This window comes from Mycobacterium sp. ZZG (assembly GCF_054786995.1).
On the sequence record NZ_JBTBFV010000019.1, the window covers coordinates 26,766 to 47,659 of the forward strand.

At 68.7% G+C, this 20,894-nt stretch carries 20 protein-coding genes and 1 pseudogene; 14 read left to right on the plus strand and 7 right to left on the minus strand.

All coding sequences use genetic code 11. The features are described from left to right. Window positions 1-16 precede the first annotated feature (16 nt). From ctaC to ACXMYJ_RS13195, 4 genes are all read left to right on the plus strand, one after another. Window positions 17-1,051: an aa3-type cytochrome oxidase subunit II gene (ctaC, locus tag ACXMYJ_RS13180; RefSeq protein WP_460356729.1), complete on the plus strand. Its 1,035-nt coding sequence runs from the start codon at window positions 17-19 to the stop codon at window positions 1,049-1,051. 9 nt (window positions 1,052-1,060) lie between these two features. After that, on the plus strand, window positions 1,061-1,480 hold the full coding sequence (locus ACXMYJ_RS13185; protein ID WP_260753553.1) for a cytochrome c oxidase subunit 4: 420 nt from the start codon (window positions 1,061-1,063) through the stop codon (window positions 1,478-1,480). 160 nt (window positions 1,481-1,640) lie between these two features. Continuing rightward, on the plus strand, window positions 1,641-2,516 hold the full coding sequence (locus tag ACXMYJ_RS13190) for an MmpS family protein (protein WP_260753552.1): 876 nt from the start codon (window positions 1,641-1,643) through the stop codon (window positions 2,514-2,516). A gap of 14 nt (window positions 2,517-2,530) precedes the next feature. After that, window positions 2,531-3,181, plus strand: a complete 651-nt coding sequence (locus tag ACXMYJ_RS13195) for a DUF2561 family protein (RefSeq protein ID WP_460356733.1) — start codon at window positions 2,531-2,533, stop codon at window positions 3,179-3,181. Between the two features lie 224 nt (window positions 3,182-3,405). On the opposite strand, the gene qcrB is transcribed toward ACXMYJ_RS13195, so the two are convergent. From qcrB to ctaE, 4 genes are read right to left on the minus strand one after another with little or no spacing between them, the layout of a single operon-like run. Further along, a complete protein-coding gene (gene qcrB / locus ACXMYJ_RS13200) occupies window positions 3,406-5,064 on the minus strand; it encodes a cytochrome bc1 complex cytochrome b subunit (protein WP_460356736.1) in 1,659 nt (552 codons plus the stop codon). Continuing rightward, window positions 5,061-6,269 (minus strand): cytochrome bc1 complex Rieske iron-sulfur subunit, encoded by a 1,209-nt coding sequence (gene qcrA / locus ACXMYJ_RS13205; protein ID WP_260753547.1) that lies wholly within the window; start codon window positions 6,267-6,269, stop codon window positions 5,061-5,063. The genes qcrB and qcrA overlap by 4 nt, the downstream gene beginning before the upstream one ends. Beyond that, window positions 6,266-7,102, minus strand: coding sequence for a cytochrome bc1 complex diheme cytochrome c subunit (qcrC, locus tag ACXMYJ_RS13210; protein WP_260753546.1), 837 nt, complete (start codon window positions 7,100-7,102; stop codon window positions 6,266-6,268). The genes qcrA and qcrC overlap by 4 nt, the downstream gene beginning before the upstream one ends. 59 nt (window positions 7,103-7,161) lie before the next feature. Beyond that, window positions 7,162-7,773, minus strand: coding sequence for an aa3-type cytochrome oxidase subunit III (gene ctaE, locus ACXMYJ_RS13215; protein ID WP_260753545.1), 612 nt, complete (start codon window positions 7,771-7,773; stop codon window positions 7,162-7,164). 135 nt (window positions 7,774-7,908) lie between these two features. Here ctaE and trpD point away from each other — a divergent pair, with 135 nt between their 5' ends. Then, window positions 7,909-8,937: an anthranilate phosphoribosyltransferase gene (trpD, locus tag ACXMYJ_RS13220; RefSeq protein ID WP_260758155.1), complete on the plus strand. Its 1,029-nt coding sequence runs from the start codon at window positions 7,909-7,911 to the stop codon at window positions 8,935-8,937. Here trpD and ACXMYJ_RS13225 read toward each other — a convergent pair. Continuing rightward, window positions 8,875-10,680, minus strand: a pseudogene (locus ACXMYJ_RS13225) (DEDD exonuclease domain-containing protein); the annotation flags it as partial. The gene trpD and the pseudogene ACXMYJ_RS13225 overlap by 63 nt on opposite strands. A 124-nt stretch (window positions 10,681-10,804) precedes the next feature. Here ACXMYJ_RS13225 and ACXMYJ_RS13230 point away from each other — a divergent pair. The 4 genes from ACXMYJ_RS13230 to ACXMYJ_RS13245 all read left to right on the plus strand — a co-directional run bounded on the left by ACXMYJ_RS13230 (window position 10,805) and on the right by ACXMYJ_RS13245 (window position 14,265). Then, window positions 10,805-11,047 (plus strand): hypothetical protein, encoded by a 243-nt coding sequence (locus ACXMYJ_RS13230; protein WP_260753541.1) that lies wholly within the window; start codon window positions 10,805-10,807, stop codon window positions 11,045-11,047. A 152-nt stretch (window positions 11,048-11,199) separates the two neighbouring features. After that, window positions 11,200-12,336, plus strand: a complete 1,137-nt coding sequence (ripC, locus tag ACXMYJ_RS13235) for a peptidoglycan hydrolase RipC (RefSeq protein ID WP_460356739.1) — start codon at window positions 11,200-11,202, stop codon at window positions 12,334-12,336. Then, window positions 12,305-13,132, plus strand: a complete 828-nt coding sequence (locus tag ACXMYJ_RS13240) for a peptidase (RefSeq protein ID WP_260753539.1) — start codon at window positions 12,305-12,307, stop codon at window positions 13,130-13,132. The genes ripC and ACXMYJ_RS13240 overlap by 32 nt, the downstream gene beginning before the upstream one ends. Continuing rightward, the gene (locus tag ACXMYJ_RS13245) at window positions 13,129-14,265 is read left to right on the plus strand and encodes a glycosyltransferase family 4 protein (protein WP_260753538.1); all 1,137 of its coding nucleotides are present in this window, start codon (window positions 13,129-13,131) and stop codon (window positions 14,263-14,265) included. The genes ACXMYJ_RS13240 and ACXMYJ_RS13245 overlap by 4 nt, the downstream gene beginning before the upstream one ends. Here the strand turns inward: ACXMYJ_RS13245 and ACXMYJ_RS13250 are convergent. Beyond that, window positions 14,262-16,064, minus strand: a complete 1,803-nt coding sequence (locus tag ACXMYJ_RS13250; protein WP_260753536.1) for an AMP-dependent synthetase/ligase — start codon at window positions 16,062-16,064, stop codon at window positions 14,262-14,264. The two genes, ACXMYJ_RS13245 and ACXMYJ_RS13250, sit on opposite strands and share 4 nt — an antisense overlap. Before the next feature lie 92 nt (window positions 16,065-16,156). On the opposite strand from ACXMYJ_RS13250, the gene ACXMYJ_RS13255 reads away from it, so the two are divergent. The 5 genes from ACXMYJ_RS13255 (at window position 16,157) to ACXMYJ_RS13275 (ending at window position 19,546) form a co-directional block, all read left to right on the plus strand. Beyond that, window positions 16,157-16,546, plus strand: coding sequence for a polyketide cyclase / dehydrase and lipid transport (locus ACXMYJ_RS13255; RefSeq protein WP_260753535.1), 390 nt, complete (start codon window positions 16,157-16,159; stop codon window positions 16,544-16,546). Between the two features lie 74 nt (window positions 16,547-16,620). After that, entirely contained in the window at window positions 16,621-17,058 is a 438-nt protein-coding gene (locus tag ACXMYJ_RS13260; protein WP_260753534.1) for an SRPBCC family protein, read from the plus strand. A 37-nt stretch (window positions 17,059-17,095) separates the two neighbouring features. Continuing rightward, window positions 17,096-18,337: an ArsA family ATPase gene (locus ACXMYJ_RS13265; RefSeq protein WP_260753532.1), complete on the plus strand. Its 1,242-nt coding sequence runs from the start codon at window positions 17,096-17,098 to the stop codon at window positions 18,335-18,337. Beyond that, on the plus strand, window positions 18,334-18,735 hold the full coding sequence (locus ACXMYJ_RS13270; RefSeq protein ID WP_443187045.1) for a hypothetical protein: 402 nt from the start codon (window positions 18,334-18,336) through the stop codon (window positions 18,733-18,735). The genes ACXMYJ_RS13265 and ACXMYJ_RS13270 overlap by 4 nt, the downstream gene beginning before the upstream one ends. Before the next feature lie 85 nt (window positions 18,736-18,820). After that, window positions 18,821-19,546, plus strand: coding sequence for a lysophospholipid acyltransferase family protein (locus ACXMYJ_RS13275; RefSeq protein WP_260753529.1), 726 nt, complete (start codon window positions 18,821-18,823; stop codon window positions 19,544-19,546). Window positions 19,547-19,549: 3 nt separating this feature from the next. Here ACXMYJ_RS13275 and ACXMYJ_RS13280 read toward each other — a convergent pair whose 3' ends face one another. After that, on the minus strand, window positions 19,550-20,824 hold the full coding sequence (locus ACXMYJ_RS13280; protein WP_443187046.1) for a glycosyltransferase 87 family protein: 1,275 nt from the start codon (window positions 20,822-20,824) through the stop codon (window positions 19,550-19,552). Window positions 20,825-20,894 lie beyond the last annotated feature (70 nt).

Consider the following 20,894-nt stretch of genomic DNA (forward strand, 5'->3'; position numbering starts at 1 on the left):
AGTAGGAGGCGCCAACGTGTCCGCTCGCGGTCCTAAGTTGGTGGCATTGTCGCTGCTTCTGGGCGGGACGGCGGTGCTACTCAGCGGGTGCAGTTGGTCGGAGGTGCTCGGCCTCGGCTGGCCCAACGGCATCACCCCGGAAGCACACCTGAACCGCGAATTGTGGATCGGTTCGGTGATCGCCGCGTTCGTCGTCGGCGCGATCGTCTACATCCTGCTGTTGTGGACGATGGCCTTCCACCGGAAGAAGAAGGGCGACACCGAGTTGCCCCGCCAGTTTGGCTACAACATGCCGCTGGAGCTGACGCTGACGGTGATCCCGTTCATCATCATTTCGGTGCTCTTCTACTTCACCGTGGTGGTGCAGGAGCGGATGCTGAACAAGGAAGACAACCCTGAGGTCGTGATCGACGTCACGGCGTTCCAGTGGAACTGGAAGTTCGGCTACCAGAAGGTCGATTTCGCCGACGGCACGCTGACCTACGACGGCGTGGACAACGCCCGCAAAGAGGCCATGACCTCGCGTCCCGAGGGCGTGGACGATCACGGCATCGAGCAGGTCGGCGCCATCTACGGCAAGAACCCCGAGGACCGTACCTACCTGAACTTCGACAAGATCGAGACCATCGGGACCTCCACCGAGATCCCGGTGCTGGTGGTGCCGGTCGGCAAGCGGATCGAGTTCCAGATCGCCTCGGCCGACGTCATCCATGGGTTCTGGGTGCCTGAGTTCCTGTTCAAGCGGGACGTGCTGCCCAACCCCAAGGAGAACAACTCCGACAACGTCTTCCAGATCAGCGAGATCAACCAGACCGGCGCGTTCGTCGGTCGGTGCACCGAGATGTGCGGCACCTACCACGCGATGATGAACTTCGAGCTGCGTGTGGTGGAGCCCAACGACTTCAAGGCGTACCTCGATCAGCGCAGTGCCGGCAAGACCAACGCCGAGGCGTTGGAGGCGATCAATCAGTCGCCGGTGGCCGTCACCACCAAACCCTTCGACACCCGTCGCGGTGAGGGAGCACCCGAGCTGCCCCAGGCGAGCAGGTAAGGACAGCAGATGCACATCGAAGCCAGGTTGTTCGAGTTCCTGACGGCGTTCTTCGCGCTGTGCACCGTGGTGTACGTCGTGCTGACCTATATGTTCGCCCAGGGCGGTATCGAGTGGGCCGGCAGCACCGCGCTGGCGCTCACCACGGGCCTTTCGCTAATCGTCGGCACGTTCTTCCGGTTCGTCGCGCGCCGCCTCGACACCCGGCCCGAGGACTACGAGGACGCCGAGATCGCCGACGGCGCCGGAGAGCTCGGTTTCTTCAGCCCGCACAGCTGGTGGCCGATCTTCATCGCGCTGTCCGGATCGGTCGCTGCAGTCGGGCTGGCGATGTGGCTGCCGTGGCTGATCATCGCCGGCGTCTGCTTCATCCTGGTGACCGTGTCGGGTCTGGTCTTCGAGTACCACTGGGGCCCGGAGAAGCACTGACCACCGCCCCGGCGTCAAGGTCACAATCAGGGCATGAGTTCACCCGCAACACGCGTCGAGCCATCCGATCGGGTGCTGCCGTTGGGTAGTGTTGCCGAGGCGCCATGAGCCGCCACGGCGACCACCGCGCCGGAGAAGCAGTCGAAAAGGATAGACGTAGATGAGCGGGCCGAATCCTCCCGGGCAGGACTCTGGCAGCTCTGGCCTCCCAGGTGAGGAGCCGGCTGGCCAGCCCACCCCGGACGAACCCACCGCCGACAATCCCGATACCGGTCAGACCGACTTCTATTCTCGGGCCTATTCGGCGCCGGAATCCGAACAGTTCGTCAGTCCGCCCTACGTGCCGGCGGACGCATCGTTGTACGACTACGACAGCTACGACGCAAACGTGGACGTCGAGCAGGCGCCGCCGCCCCGATGGCCGTGGGTGGTCGGGGTGGTTGCGATCGTTGCCGCGATCGCGCTGGTCGTGTCCGTGTCGGTGCTGGTGACACGCACCGAGACCGACAACCTGGCGACACCGACCACGACGACCACCGAATCGGTGCCCCCGGTGCAGGACGAGTTCACCACGACCGAGCCGCCGCCGCCCCCGCCGCCTCCGACCTCGGAAGAGGCTCCGCCCCCGCCGCCACCACCTGAGACCGTCACGGTCACCGAGCCGCCGCCTCCTCCACCGCCGGCCACCACGGAGGCGCCGCCTCCGCCGCCTCCGACCACGGAGGAACCGGCACCGCCGCCGCCTCCGACCACGACGCGGTCGGGACCGCGTCAGGTCACCTACTCGGTGACCGGGACGAAGGCGCCGGGCGACATCATCACCGTCACCTACATCGACGCGTCGGGTCGCAGCCGTACGCAGCGCAACGTCTACATCCCGTGGTCGTTGACGGTCACCCCGATCTCCCAGTCCGAGGTCGGCTCGGTTCAGGCTTCGAGCCTGTTTCTGGTCAGCCGGCTGAACTGCTCAATCACGACAAGCGACGGAACGGTGTTGTCGTCCAACACCAGCAACGCCGCACAGACCAGCTGTTAGGCCGCAGACCGCAGATGACGAACCTCACCGACACCACCCGGACCCGGCCGGGCCTCGACGTCGCCACACTCGATCGCACGGATCGCCTGCTGCTGGGCGGCTGTGCCGTGGTGTGGTTGGCCGCGCTGGGTGCCGCGGTCGCCGCCGTCGTGGCCTTGGTCGACCTCGCGCGAGGCCATGCGCAGTCCGCAGGGGGGTCCGGGACCCCGTGGGTGCTGTACACGATCATCGGGGTGTCTGCGGCGGTGATCGTGGCGGCTGTGCCGCTGCTGCTGCGTGCCCGGCGGACGACCGAATCGGAGGCCGTGCCCGCGCCGGCACCGCGTGCCGAGAGCGCACCGCCGCCGGTGCGCGGGCTGGACGCACCGACGGAGAAACTGCGCGTCGCGCGCCCCGTCGAAACGAGCGGTCCGTTGCCGACGATGCCGGGGTCCTCGGCGGCGAGTTCGCCGGTGACCGACCAGATGTACCTGCGGTGCACCGCATCGATCGCGGCCGCGATGGGCGTTGCGACGCTGCTGATCTCGGCGGCGACCTATCTGATAGCCGTCGACAGCGACACTGCGGCATGGGTGCTGTACGGCCTCGCCGGCGCCGTCACCGTCGGGATGTGCGCGCTCCCGTGGTACTTCCTGCGCGAGCTGCGCTCCGCCACCGAAAGCTGAGCCGGCCCGGGCGAAGACGCGGACGGCTGCGGGAGTCTCGGGGGTCACACGAATCTGCTTTCTGCAGTGGTCTTCTCGCGCTTTGTCTGCAGAGGGTGAATGCGTGTGACGGGTGGGGCGGGGGAGGGCCCGGGACGAACCGGCCCTCTTCGGCCGACAGCTCACACAAAAAGATCCGCCCCCAGCCTTGCGGCTGGGGGCGGATCTTCGTGCTTCGCGGCTCGTCAGTGGTGTCCGTTGGACGATCCGTTCGAGGAGCCGTTGCCGGAGCTGCGCTCCTGGTGCTCCCGCAGTGCGGTCAGCGCGCGATGCTCGGACGCGTGCGCCGCCTCGGTGAGCGCCTCGTGCTCGGACAGCGGGTCGCCCCGCAGGAAGCTGCCGGTGCCCGGGGCGCCCGCCGATCCCAGCTTGTTCATCCGCTTCGGCAGGGCGGCGCCCTGGTACTGCAGCGGAATCGGATGACCATGCTCGTCGACAGGACCCAGCGGCTGGTGCAGCTCGACGTACGCGCCGTGCGGCAGCCGCTTGATGATGCCGGTCTCGACGCCGTGCTCGAGCACCTCGCGGTCGCTGCGCTGCAGCGCCACCGCCCAGCGGTAGGCGACGAAGTACACGATCGCGGGAAGCACCACCATGCCGACGCGGCCGATCCACGTCGTCGCATTGAGCGAGATGTGGAACTTCAGCGCGATGATGTCGTTCATACACGCGAAGGTCAGCACGATGTAGAACGCGATCGCGGCGGCGCCCACCGCGGTGCGGGTCGGTGCGTCACGCGGGCGCTGCAATAGGTTGTGGTGCGCGTCGTCCCCGCTCAGCTTCTTCTCCAGGAACGGGTACGCGGCCAGCAGCGTGAAGATCAGACCCATGCCCACAGCCACCCACACGCCCTGCGGGATGGTGTGACCGAACGGGTAGAACTCCCAGGCCGGCCACAACCGGATCAGGCCGTCCGTCCACATCATGTAGAAGTCCGGCTGACTTCCCGCCGACACCTGGGACGGCTTGTAGGGGCCCAACACCCAGACCGGGTTGATCTGGAACAGACCGCCCATCAGACCGAGGATGCCGACCGTCACCGCGAAGAACGCACCAGACTTGATCGCGAACACCGGCATGACGCGCACGCCGACGACGTTGGTCTCGGTGCGGCCGGGGCCGGGGAACTGCGTGTGCTTCTGGAACCAGACCAACGCGAGGTGAACACCGATGAGCGCCAGGATGATTCCCGGAATCAGCAGAATGTGCAGCGCATAGAGGCGGGGGATCAGGATCTCGCCGGGGAAGTCGCCGCCGAACAGCGCCCAGTGCATCCAGGTGCCGACGATCGGGATGCCCATCGTGATGCCCGACAGCGCGGCGCGGATGCCGGTGCCCGAGAGCAGGTCGTCGGGCAGCGAATACCCGAAGAAGCCTTCGAACATGGCCAGGATCAGCAGCAGCGAGCCGATCACCCAGTTCGCCTCACGCGGGCGACGGAACGCGCCGGTGAAGAAGACACGGGCCAGGTGGACCATGATGGACGCGGCGAACAGCAGCGCCGCCCAGTGGTGGACCTGACGGACGAACAGGCCGCCGCGCACCTCGAAGCTGATGTCCAGCGTCGTCTCGTAGGCGCGGGACATGCCGACCCCGCGCAGCGGCTGGTACACGCCGTCATAGGTGACGTGCGCCATCGACGGATCGAAGAACAGCGTCAGGTAAACGCCCGTGATGAGCAGCACGATGAAGCTGTACATCGCGATCTCGCCCAGCAGGAACGACCAGTGCGTGGGGAAGACCTTGTTGAGCTGCCGGCGCACCGCAGCCGACGGGTGATACCGCGAGTCGATCGCGTCACCCTGCCTGGCCGCGATCGTGGCTGCGTCTAGACGTGGGCTCATGACTTCCGCTCCCAGAATGCCGGTCCGACGGGTTCGATGAAGTCGCCGTTGGCGACCAGGTAGCCCTCTTGATCAATGGTGATCGGCAGCTGCGCGAGCGCACGGGCCGCCGGACCGAAGATCGGCTTGGCGAAGTGCAACGCGTCGAACTGCGACTGGTGACACGGGCACAGAATGCGGTAGGTCTGCTGCTCGTACAGCGAGGACGGGCAGCCCAGGTGCGAGCACACCTTCGTGTAGGCGAACAACTCGCCGAAGTTGAAGCTCTCCTGGCCGCGGCGCTTGACCACCCGGGACATGTCCGCGGGCTTGATGCGGATCAGCATCACCGGGTTGCGCACGCCCATCGAGATCTCGAAAATGTGGTGCTCGGACTCGACAGTCGTTCCGTCACCGTCGGATTCACGCCACGGGTACACGGTCTCCATGCCGCCGGCATCGATGTCCTCGGGACGCATCTTGACGAACGGGGACTCGCCGGGCTTGCCGGTCGCGCGGGCCAGATAGATGGTCTCGCCCTCGAAGCGCGGCGTCCAGCCCGAGGTCCACAGCACTGCCTTGGGGCCCTCCGCGGTCGGAACGACGGGCTTCCACGGGTTCTTGATGAGCCCGCCGATGAAGGCCACAAGCGTGCCCGCTCCGAACGCGCCGAAGCCGATGCCCAGCGACAGGCCGATCAGCTTGCGGCGCTTGATGGTCGAGCCGTCGAGCGCGTCACCGAGGTTGGCCGCGATGGTCTTGCGGTGGATCTCGGGGGAGCGGCCGTCGTGGCGCTCCTGGACCGAGATCTCCTCGGGGATGAACTTTTTCTGGAACAGCACCGCGCCGATACCGATGGCCAGCACCGACAGCCCGAAGGTCAGACCGTAGAGCGGGGTGGTCAACGAGTACAGGAATTCGCCGTCGGAACCGTAGGGCTTGTACTCCCACGGCCAGAACAGGAAGATCAGCAGCAGTGCGAGGCCGGAGAAACCGGCCAGCAGAAACCAGTACGCGACGGTGCGTTCGGCGCGCTTCTCGGCCTTGGTGCCGGGCACCGGCCAGCGCGGCTCCTTGTGAACGATCTCGACGCCGTCGAGCTTGCCGCCCAGTTCGAGCAGTTCTTCCTGCGTCATCTTTGCCAGTTCGGCGTCGGTGGGCTGCCCCGGTTCGCCCTTGTGGCCGGGGACGTCGGTGCCCCTCACGTCGTCGTGCGCGTCACTCATGCCCGTGCTCCGATCCAGAGAGCGGCGGCGATGATGGCCACCATGCCGACGATCCACGCGACCATGCCTTCGGACGTCGGTCCGAAGCCGCCCAGTCCGAGCCCGCCGGGTGTGGGCGTCTCGGCTGCTTCGCGGACGTAGGCGACGATGTCGCGCTTCTCTTCAGGGGACAGCTGGCGGTCGGAGAATTTCGGCATGTTCTGCGGACCGGTCAGCATCGCGGTGTAGATCTGGGCCTCGTTGGCGTCACCGAGGTCGGGGGCGTACTTGCCGGACGAGAGCGCGCCGCCCTTGCCCGTGAAGTTGTGGCACGACGCGCAGTTGAGGCGGAACAGATCACCGCCGCGGGCCACGTCGTTACCGATCAGCGAGTGAGACGCGATCTGGCCATTCTCGTCGCGCGGGACGACGGGTCCGCCGCCGTTGGCCTGGATGTAGGCGCCGAGCGCGTCGGTCTGTGCCTCGTCGAACTGCCGCGGCTTGGCCGGGGCCTGCGCCTCGCCGCGCATCGCCGGCATACGGCCGGTGGACACCTGGAAGTACACCGCCGCCTCGCCGACGCCGATCAGGCTCGGGCCGCGATCGGCGACACCCTGCAGATTCACGCCGTGGCACGACACGCAGGAGGTCTCGTAGAGCTGTTGACCAGTGCGCAGCATCGCCGACGCCGATTCATCGGCGACCGCGACCTGTGGTGACGGAGTCAACGTAGCCGCCAGGCCACCGGCCATCACCAATCCGCTCAGCAGCAGCAGTGCCGCCGTGACGCGTCGGCGCAGCCGCCGCCGGCGAACCGTCGCCGGCCGTCCGGCACCGCGTGACTTGCTGGTCATCGAACCCCTTCTCATCCGCTCGTTGGGCTGTGACGTCGTCGAACGTTCCGGCTCGCCGGTCATCGGACGAAGTAGATGACGGCGAACAGAGCGATCCACACGATGTCGACGAAGTGCCAGTAGTAGGACACGACGATGGCCGCGGTGGCCTGGGCGGGCGTGAACTTGCTCATCCGGGTGCGCAACAGCAGCAGGACGAACGCGATCAGACCACCGATGACGTGCAGGCCGTGGAAGCCGGTCGCCAGGTAGAAGACGGTGCCATAGGCACTGCCGGCGATTGTGGTTCCGTGCTCGACGAGGTGCAGGTACTCATAGCCCTGGCCCAGCACGAAGAAGGTGCCCATCGCCAGCGTGAGCGTGTACCAGCGGCGGAGCCCGAATACGTCGCCGCGCTCGGCGGCGAACACGCCCATCTGGCACGTGAACGACGACGCGATCAGCACCAGCGTCACCGGTACGGCGAGAGCGAGATTCAGTTCGGTCGGCTCCGGCGGCCAGTCGCCGTGTGCCTGTGCGCGCGCCGTGAAATACATCGCGAACAGTCCAGCAAAGAACATCAACTCACTGGAAAGCCACACGATGGTGCCGACACTTACCATGTTCGGCCGGTTCAGCGAATGAACGCGCGAGGTGATGGCGGTTCCGGAGGTTCCTACAGCGCTCGTCACGAGAGCAAGTATGACGCTTTGTAGTTGTCGAACTCCACCCGGGTCAGGCAATTCGTCATAATCACTTCTGTGACTACCCCTGCGCCCCATTCCACATCGGCTTCCGACGTCTCCCGGAGCGCTCCTACCTGGCCGATGATCCTGGGCAGACTGACGACGGGTCAGGGGTTGCTGGCGGGGCAGACAGCCTGGGCGATGGACCAGATCATGACCGGGACCGCAACCCCGGCGCAGATCGCCGCGTTCGCGGTTTCGATGAAGATGAAGCGGCCCACGTCGGCCGAGGTGACCGAGCTGGCCGACATCATGCTCAAGCACGCCCGCCGGGTGCCGACCGACACGATCGGCAACGCGACCGTGGACATCGTCGGCACCGGCGGTGACGGCGCCAACACCGTGAACCTGTCCACCATGGCCTCGATCGTGGTGGCCGCAGCCGGCGTGCCCGTGGTCAAGCACGGGAACCGGGCCGCGTCGTCGCTGTCGGGCGGAGCGGACACGCTCGAGGCGCTCGGGGTACGGATCGATCTGGGTCCCGAGGACGTCGCGCGGTGCGTGGCCGAGGTCGGCATCGGCTTCGCGTTCGCCCCGCAGTTCCATCCGTCGTACAAGCATGCCGGCGTGGTGCGCCGTGAGATCGGTGTGCCGACGGTGTTCAACCTGCTGGGGCCCTTGACCAACCCGGCCGCCCCGCGGGCAGGCCTGATCGGTTGCGCCTGGGGCGACCTGGCCGAGGTGATGGCGGGGGTATACGCCACCCGCGGCTCCAGCGTGCTGGTGGTGCACGGTGACGACGGGCTCGACGAGCTGACCACCACCACGACGAGCACGATCTGGCGGGTGCAGGCCGGCACGGTGGAGCGATTGACGTTCGACCCGGCCGCGTTCGGCTTCGCCCGGGCCGACATCTCCGAACTCGTCGGCGGTGACGCCGAGGCCAACGCGGCGTCGGCCCGCGCGGTGCTCAGCGGCGCCAAGGGGCCGGTGCGCGATGCCGTCGTGCTCAATGCCGCCGGCGCGATGGTCGCTCACGCCGGGCTATCCAGCGACGCCAAGTGGGTTCCGGCCTGGGAGTCCGGGCTCGCGCGGGCGAAGGAGGCGATCGACTCCGGGGCGGCCGAAGAGCTGCTCGCGCGTTGGGTGCGGTTCACCCAGAGTCTCTGAGCGGCGAAGCTCCGGCCCGCCGAACTGTTCGGCGAGCTGTTCGGCGGCGGCCCGCGCCGAGCGCGCGGCGGCGGCCCACGCCGCGAAGCGTCCGGCCGCGGCCAACGGTGTGCAGTAGCCGGTGTCGGTTCGCACGATCCGCACGCCGGGCTGAGTGAGCCAGCGCGCGATCAGGCCCGTCTCCTCGACCAGCGCTCCGCCGAGCGGTCCCGGAGCAGGCAGGATCGCTTGGGCGGACGCGGTGAGCGCGTCCACCACGGGCATCGGCGGAACCCCGCGGGCGGCCCCTCCGGCCGCGGCGAGCTGGCCGTGCCGGATCACCGCGAGATGCCAGCCACCGCCGCCGTCCGGTCTGGCGGCCACCAGTTCGCCGATCGCCGACAGGGCCCGAAGTCGCTGGCCTCGCCACAGCGCATCGATCGTGGCGGCGGTGTGGTCGCGCAGGCGCGCGGCCGTCTCGTACCGGTTCCGTCCGGACAGCTCGGCGATGTGGGCCAGGGCCGCCTCAAGGGCCCGGCCGCACCGGCCGTCCATGAGTGCGAGCGCATTCCGGGCCGCCGCGGCGTACGCGTCGGCGTCGGTGCCGCGCAGCGCCGGACACGGGGAGACCTCGCGCTCCGGGCAGGCCGGCCCGTGCACGGCGGTGCGGCCGAGCCGCTTGGTGCAGGTGCGCACCCCGGTGAAGCGGGCCATCAGCGCCGCGGCCTCGGACGCATCGGCCCGGGACCGGAACGGGCCCACCGCGCTGTCACTGCGCGGGGCGCGCACTGTGGAGAACCGGGGGAAGGGCTCGTCGGTCAGAGTCACCCACCACCACCGGTGCGGGAATTTCGACCGTCGGTTGTACGGCGGCGCCTGTGCGGCCAGCAGCCGCAGTTCGCGCACACCCGCTTCCAGTTCGTGGGCGCATTCGACGTGGTCGACCCTGACGGCCAAGGACGCCATCTCCTTGATGCGGGTGCGCGGGTCGGCGCCGTTGAAGTATTGGGAGACCCGGCGGCGCAGATCGACGGCGGTGCCCACGTAGAGCACCTCCTCGGACGGGCCGCGGAACAGGTACACCCCCGGGCTGCGTGGCATCGCCCGCGCGAGGTGACGCTTGCTGCGTTGCGCGGGAGTGACATCCGGCAGGTAGGCCCGCAGGTCGGCGAACGTGTGCACGCCCTGGTTGCCGACGCGCTCGATGAGCCCGTGCAGCACGTCGACAGTGGCGCGGGCGTCGTCGAGCGCGCGGTGGGTGGGGGTGGTTGTGGCGCTGAACAGTTGGGCCAGCGCGGAAAGCCGCACGCTGGGCGCCTCGTCCCGGGTGAGGACCCGGCGGGCCAGCGCCACGGTGCACAGCACCGGCGGTTTCGGCCACGGCAGGTGGTGGCGCTCGGCGGCGGCGCGGAGGAAGCCGATGTCGAATCCGGCATTGTGCGCCACCAGCACGGCGCCCCGGCAGAACTCGAGGAAAGAGGGGAGTACCGCCTCGATCCGCGGGGCGTCGTACACCATGGCCGTGGTGATGCCCGTCAGCGCGACGATCTGTGGCGGGATCGCGCGCCCGGGATCGACCAAAGTGGCGAACTCGCCCAGGATCTCGCCGCCGCGCACCTTGACTGCGCCGATCTCGGTGATCTCGTCGTGTCGCTCGCCGGACGATCGCCCGCCGGTGGTCTCCAGGTCGACGACGACGAAGGTGGTCTCGCGCAGCGTGGGGTCAGCCGTGGGATCGACATCGGCGAAGCTGAGCTGACCCATGTGCTGAACGTAGGTCCCCGGGGTGACAACTGCGGCGAGGCGGCGCCGTGCGAAACGGTTGTCGGAATCAATGTCGGAGGCCGTCGATACCGTGCGCTCGACTGCGATCGGAAGGACAGGTGCGATGGCACAGGAGCAGTGGCCGGCGGGCGAACGCCCCGACCCCGGGACTTTGAAGATCGACTGCGACGACTGCGCGGTGCGCGGGCCCGGATGCCGGGACTGCGTGGTCAGCGTGCTGCTCGGCGTTCCCGAAACGCTGCGCGTCGACGAGCGGCGGGCACTCGAGGTGCTGGCCGAGGTCGGTTTGGCGCCGCGGCTGCGGCTGGTTCCGATCCACCGTCAGGGCGGGTCCGGGGTGGCCTGACGACACGCGGCCTGCGCGCCCTTCGCGTGTCGCGGTGTCGGCTGTTAGATTTGCGGCTTCCGTTGGACAAGGCCGATGCCGTTTCGTAACCTGTTTGAGACCTAACAGCAGTTCTGGGTGGCTCGTTACGGCAATTGAAGGACGCATAAATCTTGAGGCTCGACCGCGCGCACACTAAGTCCCGTCGTATTCGGCAAACCTTCATCAGTGCGATGGCCGGCATGGCTTTATTCGGTGCGGTGCTCGCCGGAGGGGCATACGCCGACCCCGCTGAAGACGCGCTGGCAAAGCTGAATCAGCTGTCACGGCAGGCTGAGCAGACCACCGAGGCAATGCACTCCGCTCAGCTCGACCTCGACAACAAGCTCGCCATCCAGCAGGCCGCGGACGCCAAGCACGTCAGCGATGTGGCCGCGATGGAGGCGGCCAGGACCCAGCTGTCGGATTTCCAGCGCAAGGTCGACAGCCTGGCGGCGGCTCAGTACATGGGCGGCCGTACGTCGGGCTTCGACGCGATGCTGACGGCGTCCTCCCCGCAGGGGCTGATCGACCAGATGTCGGTCCAGCGGGTGATGGCCGCCGAGATGCAGTCGCAGATGGCCAACTTCCGCGAGGCCGGCCGCCAAGCCGAGGTCGCCGAGCAGGCGTCCGCCGCGTCCGCCGCGGAAGCCAGGACAGCGGCCGAGCAGGCAGCAGCGGTACGTGCCGAGCTGCAGGCCAAGCAGAGCCAGCTGCAGACCCAGATCGCGATCGTCAAGGCTCAGTACGAGGCCTTGACGCCGCAGCAGCGGGAGACCCTCGCCGCCGCCCCGCCGCCGCCACCGGTGCCCGCCGCGGCGCCCGTGCCGCCGGCGCCCGGTCAGGACCCGGCCGTGCTGGCCACACCGCCCGCGCCTCCCGCCCTCGGGGCGATTCCGCCGGGCGACGTCGCGCCCCCCGGATCGCCGGTGGCCACCACCGTCATCCAGGCCGCGCTGAGCCGTATCGGTTCGCCCTACTCGTGGGGCGGCTCCGGTCCCGGCGCCTTCGACTGCTCCGGGTTGGTGATGTGGTCCTTCCAGCAGGCTGGTATCTCGCTGCCGCATTCGAGTCAGGCGCTGGCCCGCGGGGGCCAGCCGGTGTCCAGGGATCAGATGCAGCCGGGTGACCTTGTCACCTATTACTCCGATGCGTCGCACGTCGGCATCTACATCGGCGACGGGATGATGGTGCACGCGTCCACCTACGGCACACCGGTGCGGGTCGCCCCGGTGGACAATGCGCCGATCTACAACGTCCGTAGGTACTGAGCCCTCGCGGCCCGCGGCTCGCCGCCGGGCCGCGGCTCGACGCCGGGTCGGGGCGGTGCTGGGCGCGGAGTTGCTCTGCGCGGTACTGCTGGTCGGTGGTCCAGCGGCGCCCCCTGCCGGCCCCAGCGTCGCCGCTCCGGTGATCCACACCCTGTCGGCTCCGGTCGCGGCGGCGTTGCCGGACGGCCGCACGGCCCAGCTCATCGATCTCGGCGCCGCGGGCGGCCACGACCTGCTCACCCGGATCTCGGCTGAACTGCCCGGCGCCGCGGAGGCGGTCACCGCGTTCTGGGGCCCGGACTGGCGCCCCGACATCTCGGTGGTGGTCGCCGGATCGGCCGAGCAGTTCGCCACGCTGGCCGGTGGCAGCGCCGACGTCGCGGCCACCACCACCGCCGAGCGCATCATGTTCTCCCCGGCGGCCGGCGCGATGAATGACGCCGACCTGCGGATGGTGCTGCGCCACGAGCTGTTTCACTACGCGGCCCGGGCCGACACCGCCGCCGACGCCCCGGTGTGGCTCACCGAGGGCGTCGCGGACTTTGTCGCGCGCCCGCCGGCCGAGCCGCCCGCGGTTGCGCCGACGCCGCCGACTGACGCCGAGCTGACCACACCGGGTCCCGGTCGGGCGGCGGCCTATGACAGGGCGTGGGAGTTCGCGACCTACGTGGCCGGAACCCACGGCGCCGCGACGCTGCGGGCGCTGTATGTCGCGGCGTGCGGGCCCGGCCATCCCGACGTCGCGACCGCCATCCGCGACGTGCTCGGCGACGATCTGCCCGCGGGTGCGCGATGAGACGGATCCTGTTGGTCACCAACGACTATCCGCCGCGGCGCGGTGGCATCCAGGCCTACCTGGAGGCGCTCGTCGGCCACATCGTGGAATCCGGTGGGCACCGCCTGACGGTGTATGCGCCGAAGTGGAAGGGCGCCGAGGACTACGACGCCGTGGCCGCAGCGACCGGTTACGAGGTGGTCCGCCACCCCGGCACGCTGATGGTTCCCGAGCCGACCGTCGCCCTGCGGATGCGCCGGCTGATCCAGGAACGCGACATCGACACCGTCTGGTTCGGCGCCGCGGCACCGCTGGCCCTGTTGGCGCCGCTGGCCCGTGCCGCCGGCGCGCAGCGGGTGATCGCCAGCACCCATGGCCACGAGGTCGGCTGGTCGATGCTGCCGCTGGCGCGAACAGCGTTGCGCCGCATCGGCAATGACACCGACGTCGTCACCTACATCAGCTCCTACACGCGGGGGCGGTTCGCCTCGGCGTTCGGCCCCGGCGCGGCACTGGAGCTCGTGCCGCCCGGTGTGGACACCGATCGTTTCGTCCCTGACGAGGTCGCTCGCGCCGAACTGCGGGCCCGTTACGGACTCGGGACCCGGCCGGTGGTGGTGTGTGTGTCGCGTCTGGTGCCGCGCAAGGGCCAGGACATGCTGATTCGGGCGCTGCCCGCGATCCGTCAGCGGGTTCCCGACGCCGCGCTGGTGATCGTCGGGGGCGGCCCGTACCGCACGGCGCTGCACCGGCTCGCGCACACCTTCGGAGTCGCCGAACACGTGGTGTTCACCGACGGTGTGCCCGGCGATGAACTGCCCGCACACCACGCGATGGCCGACGTGTTCGCGATGCCCTGCCGGACCCGCGGGGCCGGCCTGGACGTCGAGGGGCTGGGGATCGTCTACCTGGAGGCGTCCTCGACCGGAGTGCCGGTGGTGGCCGGGCGGTCCGGCGGCGCGCCGGAGACGGTCGTCGACGGACAGACCGGCGTCGTGGTCGACGGATGGGACGTCGGGGCGATCGCGGCGGCCGTCGGCGACCTGCTGGCCGACCCGGCCCGCGCCGCGGCGATGGGTGCCGCGGGACGGCAGTGGGTGGTCGACAACTGGCGGTGGACCAGGCAGGCGGAGCGTCTGGCGCGACTGCTCTAAGCCGTGCTGTAGAGCCCCTCGATCTCGTCGGCGAACTTGTCGGCGACCACCTTGCGCTTGACCTTCAGAGTCGGCGTCAGTTCGCCGGTGAGCACGGTGAAGTCGGCGGGCAGGATGCAGAACTTGCGGATGGCCTCGGCCTTCGACACCGCCTGGTTGGCGTTCTTGACGGCCAGGTCGATCTCGCCGACGAGGTCCGGATCGTCGATCAGGTCGGCCACGGACGCGGCCGATGCCTTGCCGTGGTGCTGCTTCCAGATCTCGAAGGCCTCCGGGTCGATGGCGATGAGCGCACCGACGAACGGCTTGGCGTCACCGACGGCCATGGCCTGACTGATCAACGGATGGGCGCGCAGCTGATCCTCCAGAACCGCGGGGGCCACGTTCTTGCCGCCCGCCGTCACGATGATCTCCTTCTTGCGGCCCACGATGGACAGGAACCCGTCGTCGTCGACGCTGCCCAGGTCGCCGGTGTGGAACCAGCCGTTGACGATCGCTTCCTTGGTGGCGGTCTCGTTGCGCCAGTAGCCGTTGAACACCACGCCGCCGCGGACGAGCAGTTCGCCGTCGTCGGCGATCGCCATGATGTTGCCCGGCAGAAGCTTTCCGACTGAGCCGACCTTGAGCTCACCGATGCGGTTGGCGGTGATCGCGGCGCTGGTCTCGGTGAGGCCGTATCCCTCGTAGATCGTCAGGCCGATACCCCGGTAGAAGTGGCCCAGGCGGGCGCCGAGAGGAGCCCCGCCGGAGATGGACGCGCGGCAGTTGCCGCCGGTGGCCGCACGCAGCTTGGTGTAGACCAGCCGGTCGAACAGCGCGTGCTTGGCCCGCAGCACCAGGCCCGGACCGCCGGTGTCCTGGGCCTTGCTCCACTCGATGGCGGTTTCCACCGCCTTCGCGAAGATCGCTCCCTTCCCGCTGTCCTGGGCGTTCATCTCCGCGGTGTTGTAGACCTTTTCGAAAACCCGCGGAACAGACACGATCACGGTCGGTTTGAACTGGCCGAACATCGGGACCAGGTTCTTGATGTCGCTGGTGTAGCCGATGGTGACACCGTTGGCGAACGCCGTCATCGACAGCGCGCGGGCCAGCACGTGCGCCAGCGGCAGGAACACCAGCAGGCGCTCACCCTTGCGGAGCAGGGTGGGGAAACAAGCGGTCGCCCCGCGGATCTCGTAGAGGAGGTTGGAGTGGGTCAGCTGGCAGCCCTTCGGGCGGCCGGTGGTGCCCGAGGTGTAGATGAGCGTGGCCGGATCGGCGCTCTTGATCGCGGCGAGCCGGCGGTCCACCTCGGCGGGGTCGACCGAGGCGCCGGCCTGGGCCAGTGCTTCCAGCGCGGCGGGCGCGGCGGTGTCGATGACCGAGACCTTGCGCAGCGCGGGCAACTCGTTGAGCATTTCCTTGACCATCAGCGCGTGCGCCTCGATCTCGACGAAGGCCAGCACCGCGCCGGAGTCCTCCAGCACCCAGCGCACCTGATCCGGTGAGGAGGTCTCATAGATGGGGACGGTCACCGCGCCGATCGACAGGATCGCGTAATCGAGGATCACCCATTCGTAGCGCGTCGCGGACAGCACCGCGACCCGGTCACCCGGCTGCACGCCTTCGGCGATCAACCCCTGTGCGGCCGAGCGGATCTGCTGGGCGGCCTGCCGGCATGTCACGTCCGTCCAGGCGCCGTTGACAAGGCGCTGGAAGATCACGTGATCGGGATTGTCGCGTTCGTGGGAGTAGACGACCGAAGCGACGTTGTCTCGCTCGCTCACGGTGAACGAGGCGGGAACGCTGAACTCACGCACGATGGAGCCCTCTCGACATATGCGGCAGTGCGGCGTCCAGCCTAGTCGGCCGGGGTGGGCGCGCGTCTGCGCATATGTGAAGCTTGTCAGCCATGAACAGCATCCAGATCGCCGACGAGACGTTCATCGCCGCCGATCCGGTGGCGGTCGGGCAGGCTGTCGCGGACAAGGCGAGCTGGTCGCGCTGGTGGCCGGACCTGCGGCTGGTGGTCGCGCAGGACCGTGGGGAGCAGGGCCAGCGCTGGACGGTGACCGGCGCGCTGACCGGCACCATGGAGGTCTGGCTGGAGCAGATGCTCGACGGCGTCATCCTGCACTACTTCCTGCACGCCGAGCCCTCCGCGGTGGCCGCGCACGATTTGGCGAGGATGAACCTGGCGAAGATGAACCACCGCAGGCGGGTGGCGGGCAAGGAGATGGCCTTCGAGATCAAGCGCAGGCTGGAGGCGGACCGTCCGGTCGGAGTGTCACGGCTGGCCTGAAGTAAGGCGGTCAGAGTCCGTCCGAGGAGGGTAGATTTCTGGCCAGCGACCAGACCACGGCAGGGAAGGTTCCAGTGGCGGACAAGACGGCGCAGACGATCTACATCGATGCTGATCCTTCTACGGTGATGGACGTCATCGCCGACATCGGCTCGTACCCGGACTGGGTCGCCGAATACAAAGAGACCGAGGTTCTCGAGGTCGACGACGAGGGCTACCCGAAGGTGGCCCGGCTTCTTCTCGACGCCGCGGTGCTCAAGGACAACATGGTGCTCGCCTACGAATGGCCCGCCGACCACAAGTCTGTGACATGGTCGCTGGTCTCGAGCACGCTGCTCAAGTCGCTTGACGGCGCATACCGCTTGGCGCCGAAGGGATCTGGCACCGACGTCACCTACGAGCTGTCCGTCGACCTGATGATCCCGATGATCGGTCTGCTGAAGCGAAAGGCTGAACGGCGTCTGACGGACACCGCACTGAAGGATCTGAAGAAACGAGTCGAGGCTGACTGAGCGCAGGGCCGCCGCCGGCGCGGACGACCCCGCCGGGGTGGCCCGGATCAGTCTGTTCGTCGGCAAGGGCGGCGTGGGGAAGTCGACATTGGCGACCGCCACGGCCGTGCGCGCCGCACGGGCCGGGATGCGGGTTCTCGTCGTGTCCACCGACCAGGCGCACTCGACCGGCGACGTGCTGGGCGTCAACCTCATCCCGACCGGTCGGCGGGCCCCGACCCGGGTGCTCGCCGAACTCGACACCGCCGATTGCGGAGGCGGATCCCTGGATGCGCTGGCACTCGACACCCTTGCGGTGCTGTCCGAACGCTGGCGCGCAGTCGCCGGCCCGCTGGCCGCCCGGTTCCCCGACTCCGACGTCGGAGACATTGCGCCTGAAGAGCTTTCGGCCTTGCCGGGCGTGCAGGAAGTGTTGGGCCTGCACGAGGTGGGGGAGCTGGCGAACTCCGGCAGATGGGACCTGGTGGTGGTCGACTGCGCCTCCACCGCCGACGCGATGCGGATGCTGACGTTGCCGGCCGCCTTCTCGCTGTATCTGGAGCGGGCCTGGCCCAGGCATCGCCGGCTGTCCAGCGCCGACGACGCCCGGTCGGCGGCGATGGTGGGCCTGCTCGAACGGATCGGTGCCGGAACGGAACGGCTGAGCACCCTGCTCGTCGACGGTGCGCGGGTGTGCGCCCATCTGGTCATGACGCCGGAGCGCGTGGTCGCGGCGGAGGCGGTGCGCACCCTCGGCTCGTTGTCGCTGATGGGGGTCCAGGTTGCCGAGCTGATCGTCAATCAGGTTCTGGTGCAGGATGATTCGTTCGAGTACCGCAATCTGCCCGCGCACCCGGCCTTCGACTGGTACTCGGAGCGGATCTCCCAGCAGCAGGCGGTGCTCGACGGTCTGCACCGCAAGATCGGTGATGTCGCGCTGGTGATGGTGCCGCACGTATCGGGCGAGCCGATCGGGGCCAAGTCGCTCGGCGAACTGCTCGAATCCGCCCGCAGCAGGGACGGCGCACCACCCCCCGGTCCGCTGCGTCCGGTCGTCGACCGGGAGTCGGGCGATGGTCTCGACGCGGTGTACCGGCTGCGGCTGGAGCTGCCACAGGTGGACTCGTCCGCGCTGTCGTTGGGTAGGGTCGATGACGACCTGATCATCGGCGTCGGCGGGATGCGGCGCCGGGTGCGCCTCGCGTCGGTACTGCGACGGTGCATCGTCATCGGCGCCCAGCTGCGCGGCAGCGAGCTGACGGTGCGATTCCGACCGAATCCGGAGGTGTGGCCACGGTGAGTGGGGCTCACTCCGATCTGGGGCCGGAATTACGGCAACTCGCTCAGTCGATTCTGGACAAGCTCGATCCCGCGGTCCGCCTGGCTGCTGCCCGTGCCCAGGGGGTAGACGGGGGACCCGGGCGGTGTCAACAGGTGTGGTGCCCGGTCTGCGCGCTGGCGGCGTTGATCTCCGGCGAGCAGCATCCGCTGCTCAGCGTGCTGGCTGAGCACAGCGTGGCACTGCTGACGCTGGTCAAGGCGATGGTCGACGACATCGAGCGCACCGGCGGCGGCGCACCGCCCGAGCCGGACGGCCCGCCGCCCGACGAACCCGGCCCGCCGGCTCCCGACGGCCCCTCGGGACCGTCGTCGACCCCCGGCCGCTACCAGCACATTCCGGTGAGCGTCGAAGAATAGGCGCAGCTGTGGTCGCACACACAGCGCGTAGGTAAAGTTGTCGCAGACGTATTGACCGCGCCGCGGTCGGTGATCCGGAGGGTCCATGTGGTATTGGCTGTTCAAGTTCGTCTTCATGGGACCTCTGCTGACCCTGCTCGGCAGGCCGAAAGTCGAAGGGCTCGAACATGTTCCGCAGTCCGGCGCGGTGATCCTGGCCAGTAACCACCTTGCTGTCGCCGACAGCTTCTACCTGCCGCTGGTGGTCAGCAGGCGGATCACGTTCCTGGCCAAGGCCGAGTACTTCACCGGCGCAGGTCTCAAGGGCTGGTTCACCCGCTGGTTCTACACCGTTGCCGGCCAGGTGCCGATCGACCGCACCGATGCCGACAGTGCGCAGGCTGCGCTCACCACCGCCGAACGCATCCTCGCCCAGGGCAAGTTGCTGGGCATGTACCCCGAGGGCACCCGTTCCCCCGACGGCCGGCTCTACAAGGGCAAGACGGGCCTGGCCCGGCTGGCGCTGCAGACCCAGGTCCCGGTGATCCCGGTGGCGATGATCGGCACCGACGTGGTGAACCCGCCGGGGAGCAAGATGTGGCGGTTCGGGCGCGTGCAGGTCAAATTCGGCGCCCCGATGGACTTCAGCCGGTTCGAGGGACTGGCAGGCAACCGGTTCATCGAGCGGGCTGTCATCGACGAGGTGATGTACGAGTTGATGCGCCTGTCGGGCCAGGAGTACGTCGACCTCTACGCGGCCGACATCAAACAGGGAAAAGGTGATGCGGCCGTGAAGCCGCCGACCCGACTCCCTGATGCAGCCGCCGGTTGAGCCTCAGGCTTTGACGGTTTCGTCCGCCGGTTCTTCGGCTGCAGTGCCGGCATTGCCGCGCACCGCCACGGTGCCGCACGCGATGATCACGGCCAGCGCCCACCACAGGTAGGACCCGCCCGCGAGCTGGCGCCACAGCGACGCGGTGGTCTCGCGGTGCACGGGCAGCAGGGTGATCGGGGTCCACACCATCAGCGCCAGCCCGACGGCCGCCACCGCGCTCAGGGCCAGGTTCCGCAGCCGGACGCCGAGCACGGCAGTGACCAGTACGGTCGGGAGCGCCCAGACCCAGTGATGCGACCACGACACGGGGGAGACGACGAGGCCGAACATCGCGACGCAGATCAACGCCGGGACGGGTTGGTCGGCGCGCAGCGCCCGCCGGGCCGCCCACACGGTGAGCGCGAGTACGGCGAAGCACAGCGCGACCCACACGAAGAAGCGCTCGCCCTCTCCGAGTCCGAGCCTGGCCAGCGCGCCGGCGATGTTCTGGTTGGTGTTCAGGGTCGCGGTGCCGATGCGGTCGGTGTTGCGAACCGTCTCGGTCCAGTACTCCCAGGAGTCCCGCCACGCGAACGCGAAGCCGGCCAAAGTGGCCACCACTGCCGACGCCGCGGTGACCAGCAGCGCGCGGGTGTCGCGGCGCAGCAGGAAGTACAGCAGGAATACCGCCGGTGTCAGCTTCACAGCGATCGCCAGGCCCAGCAGCACGCCCCGGGGCCACGGCGTGCGCCGTGGCACGCAGTCGGCGATCACCAGTGTCATCAGCACGACGTTGATCTGGCCGAAGTCGAAGTTGGAGCGCAGCGGCTCCAGGTACAGCACCGCCGGCGCGACGATCGCCGCCGCGAGCCAGCCCCTGCGCAGCCACGCCGGCTCGCCGGTGATGCGGGTGTCGGGCCAGACATCGAGTCGGGTCAGCACGATCACGGTCGACACCAGCAGCAGGATCAGCGTGGTCAGCGTGATCGCCACGCTGGCCGCCTCCAGGGAGAGCATCGCGAAGGGCGCGAACGCCACCGCGGCCAGTGGCGGGTAGGTGAACGGAAGCTCCAGGCCGCCCCGGGTCTGGAACATCACACCGTCGGCGTACAGCGATTGTCCGTCCAGCCAGGCGCGTCCGCCCATGCGGTAGACATCGATGTCGATGCGGTACGGAATGTGGCCCAGCAGCCGCCATCCCGCCGCGGCGAGCGCTGCGAGCGTCAGTAGCTGGAACAGCCGCCATGCCAGCCTCGGCTTCCAACCAGGCCCGCCGGGCGACTGCTGATTACTCATGTCGACGACCAGACTATCGGTGCCCACCGGCGCGTCGGCGGGTATCCCGGCCGCGACACACGCAGGTCGG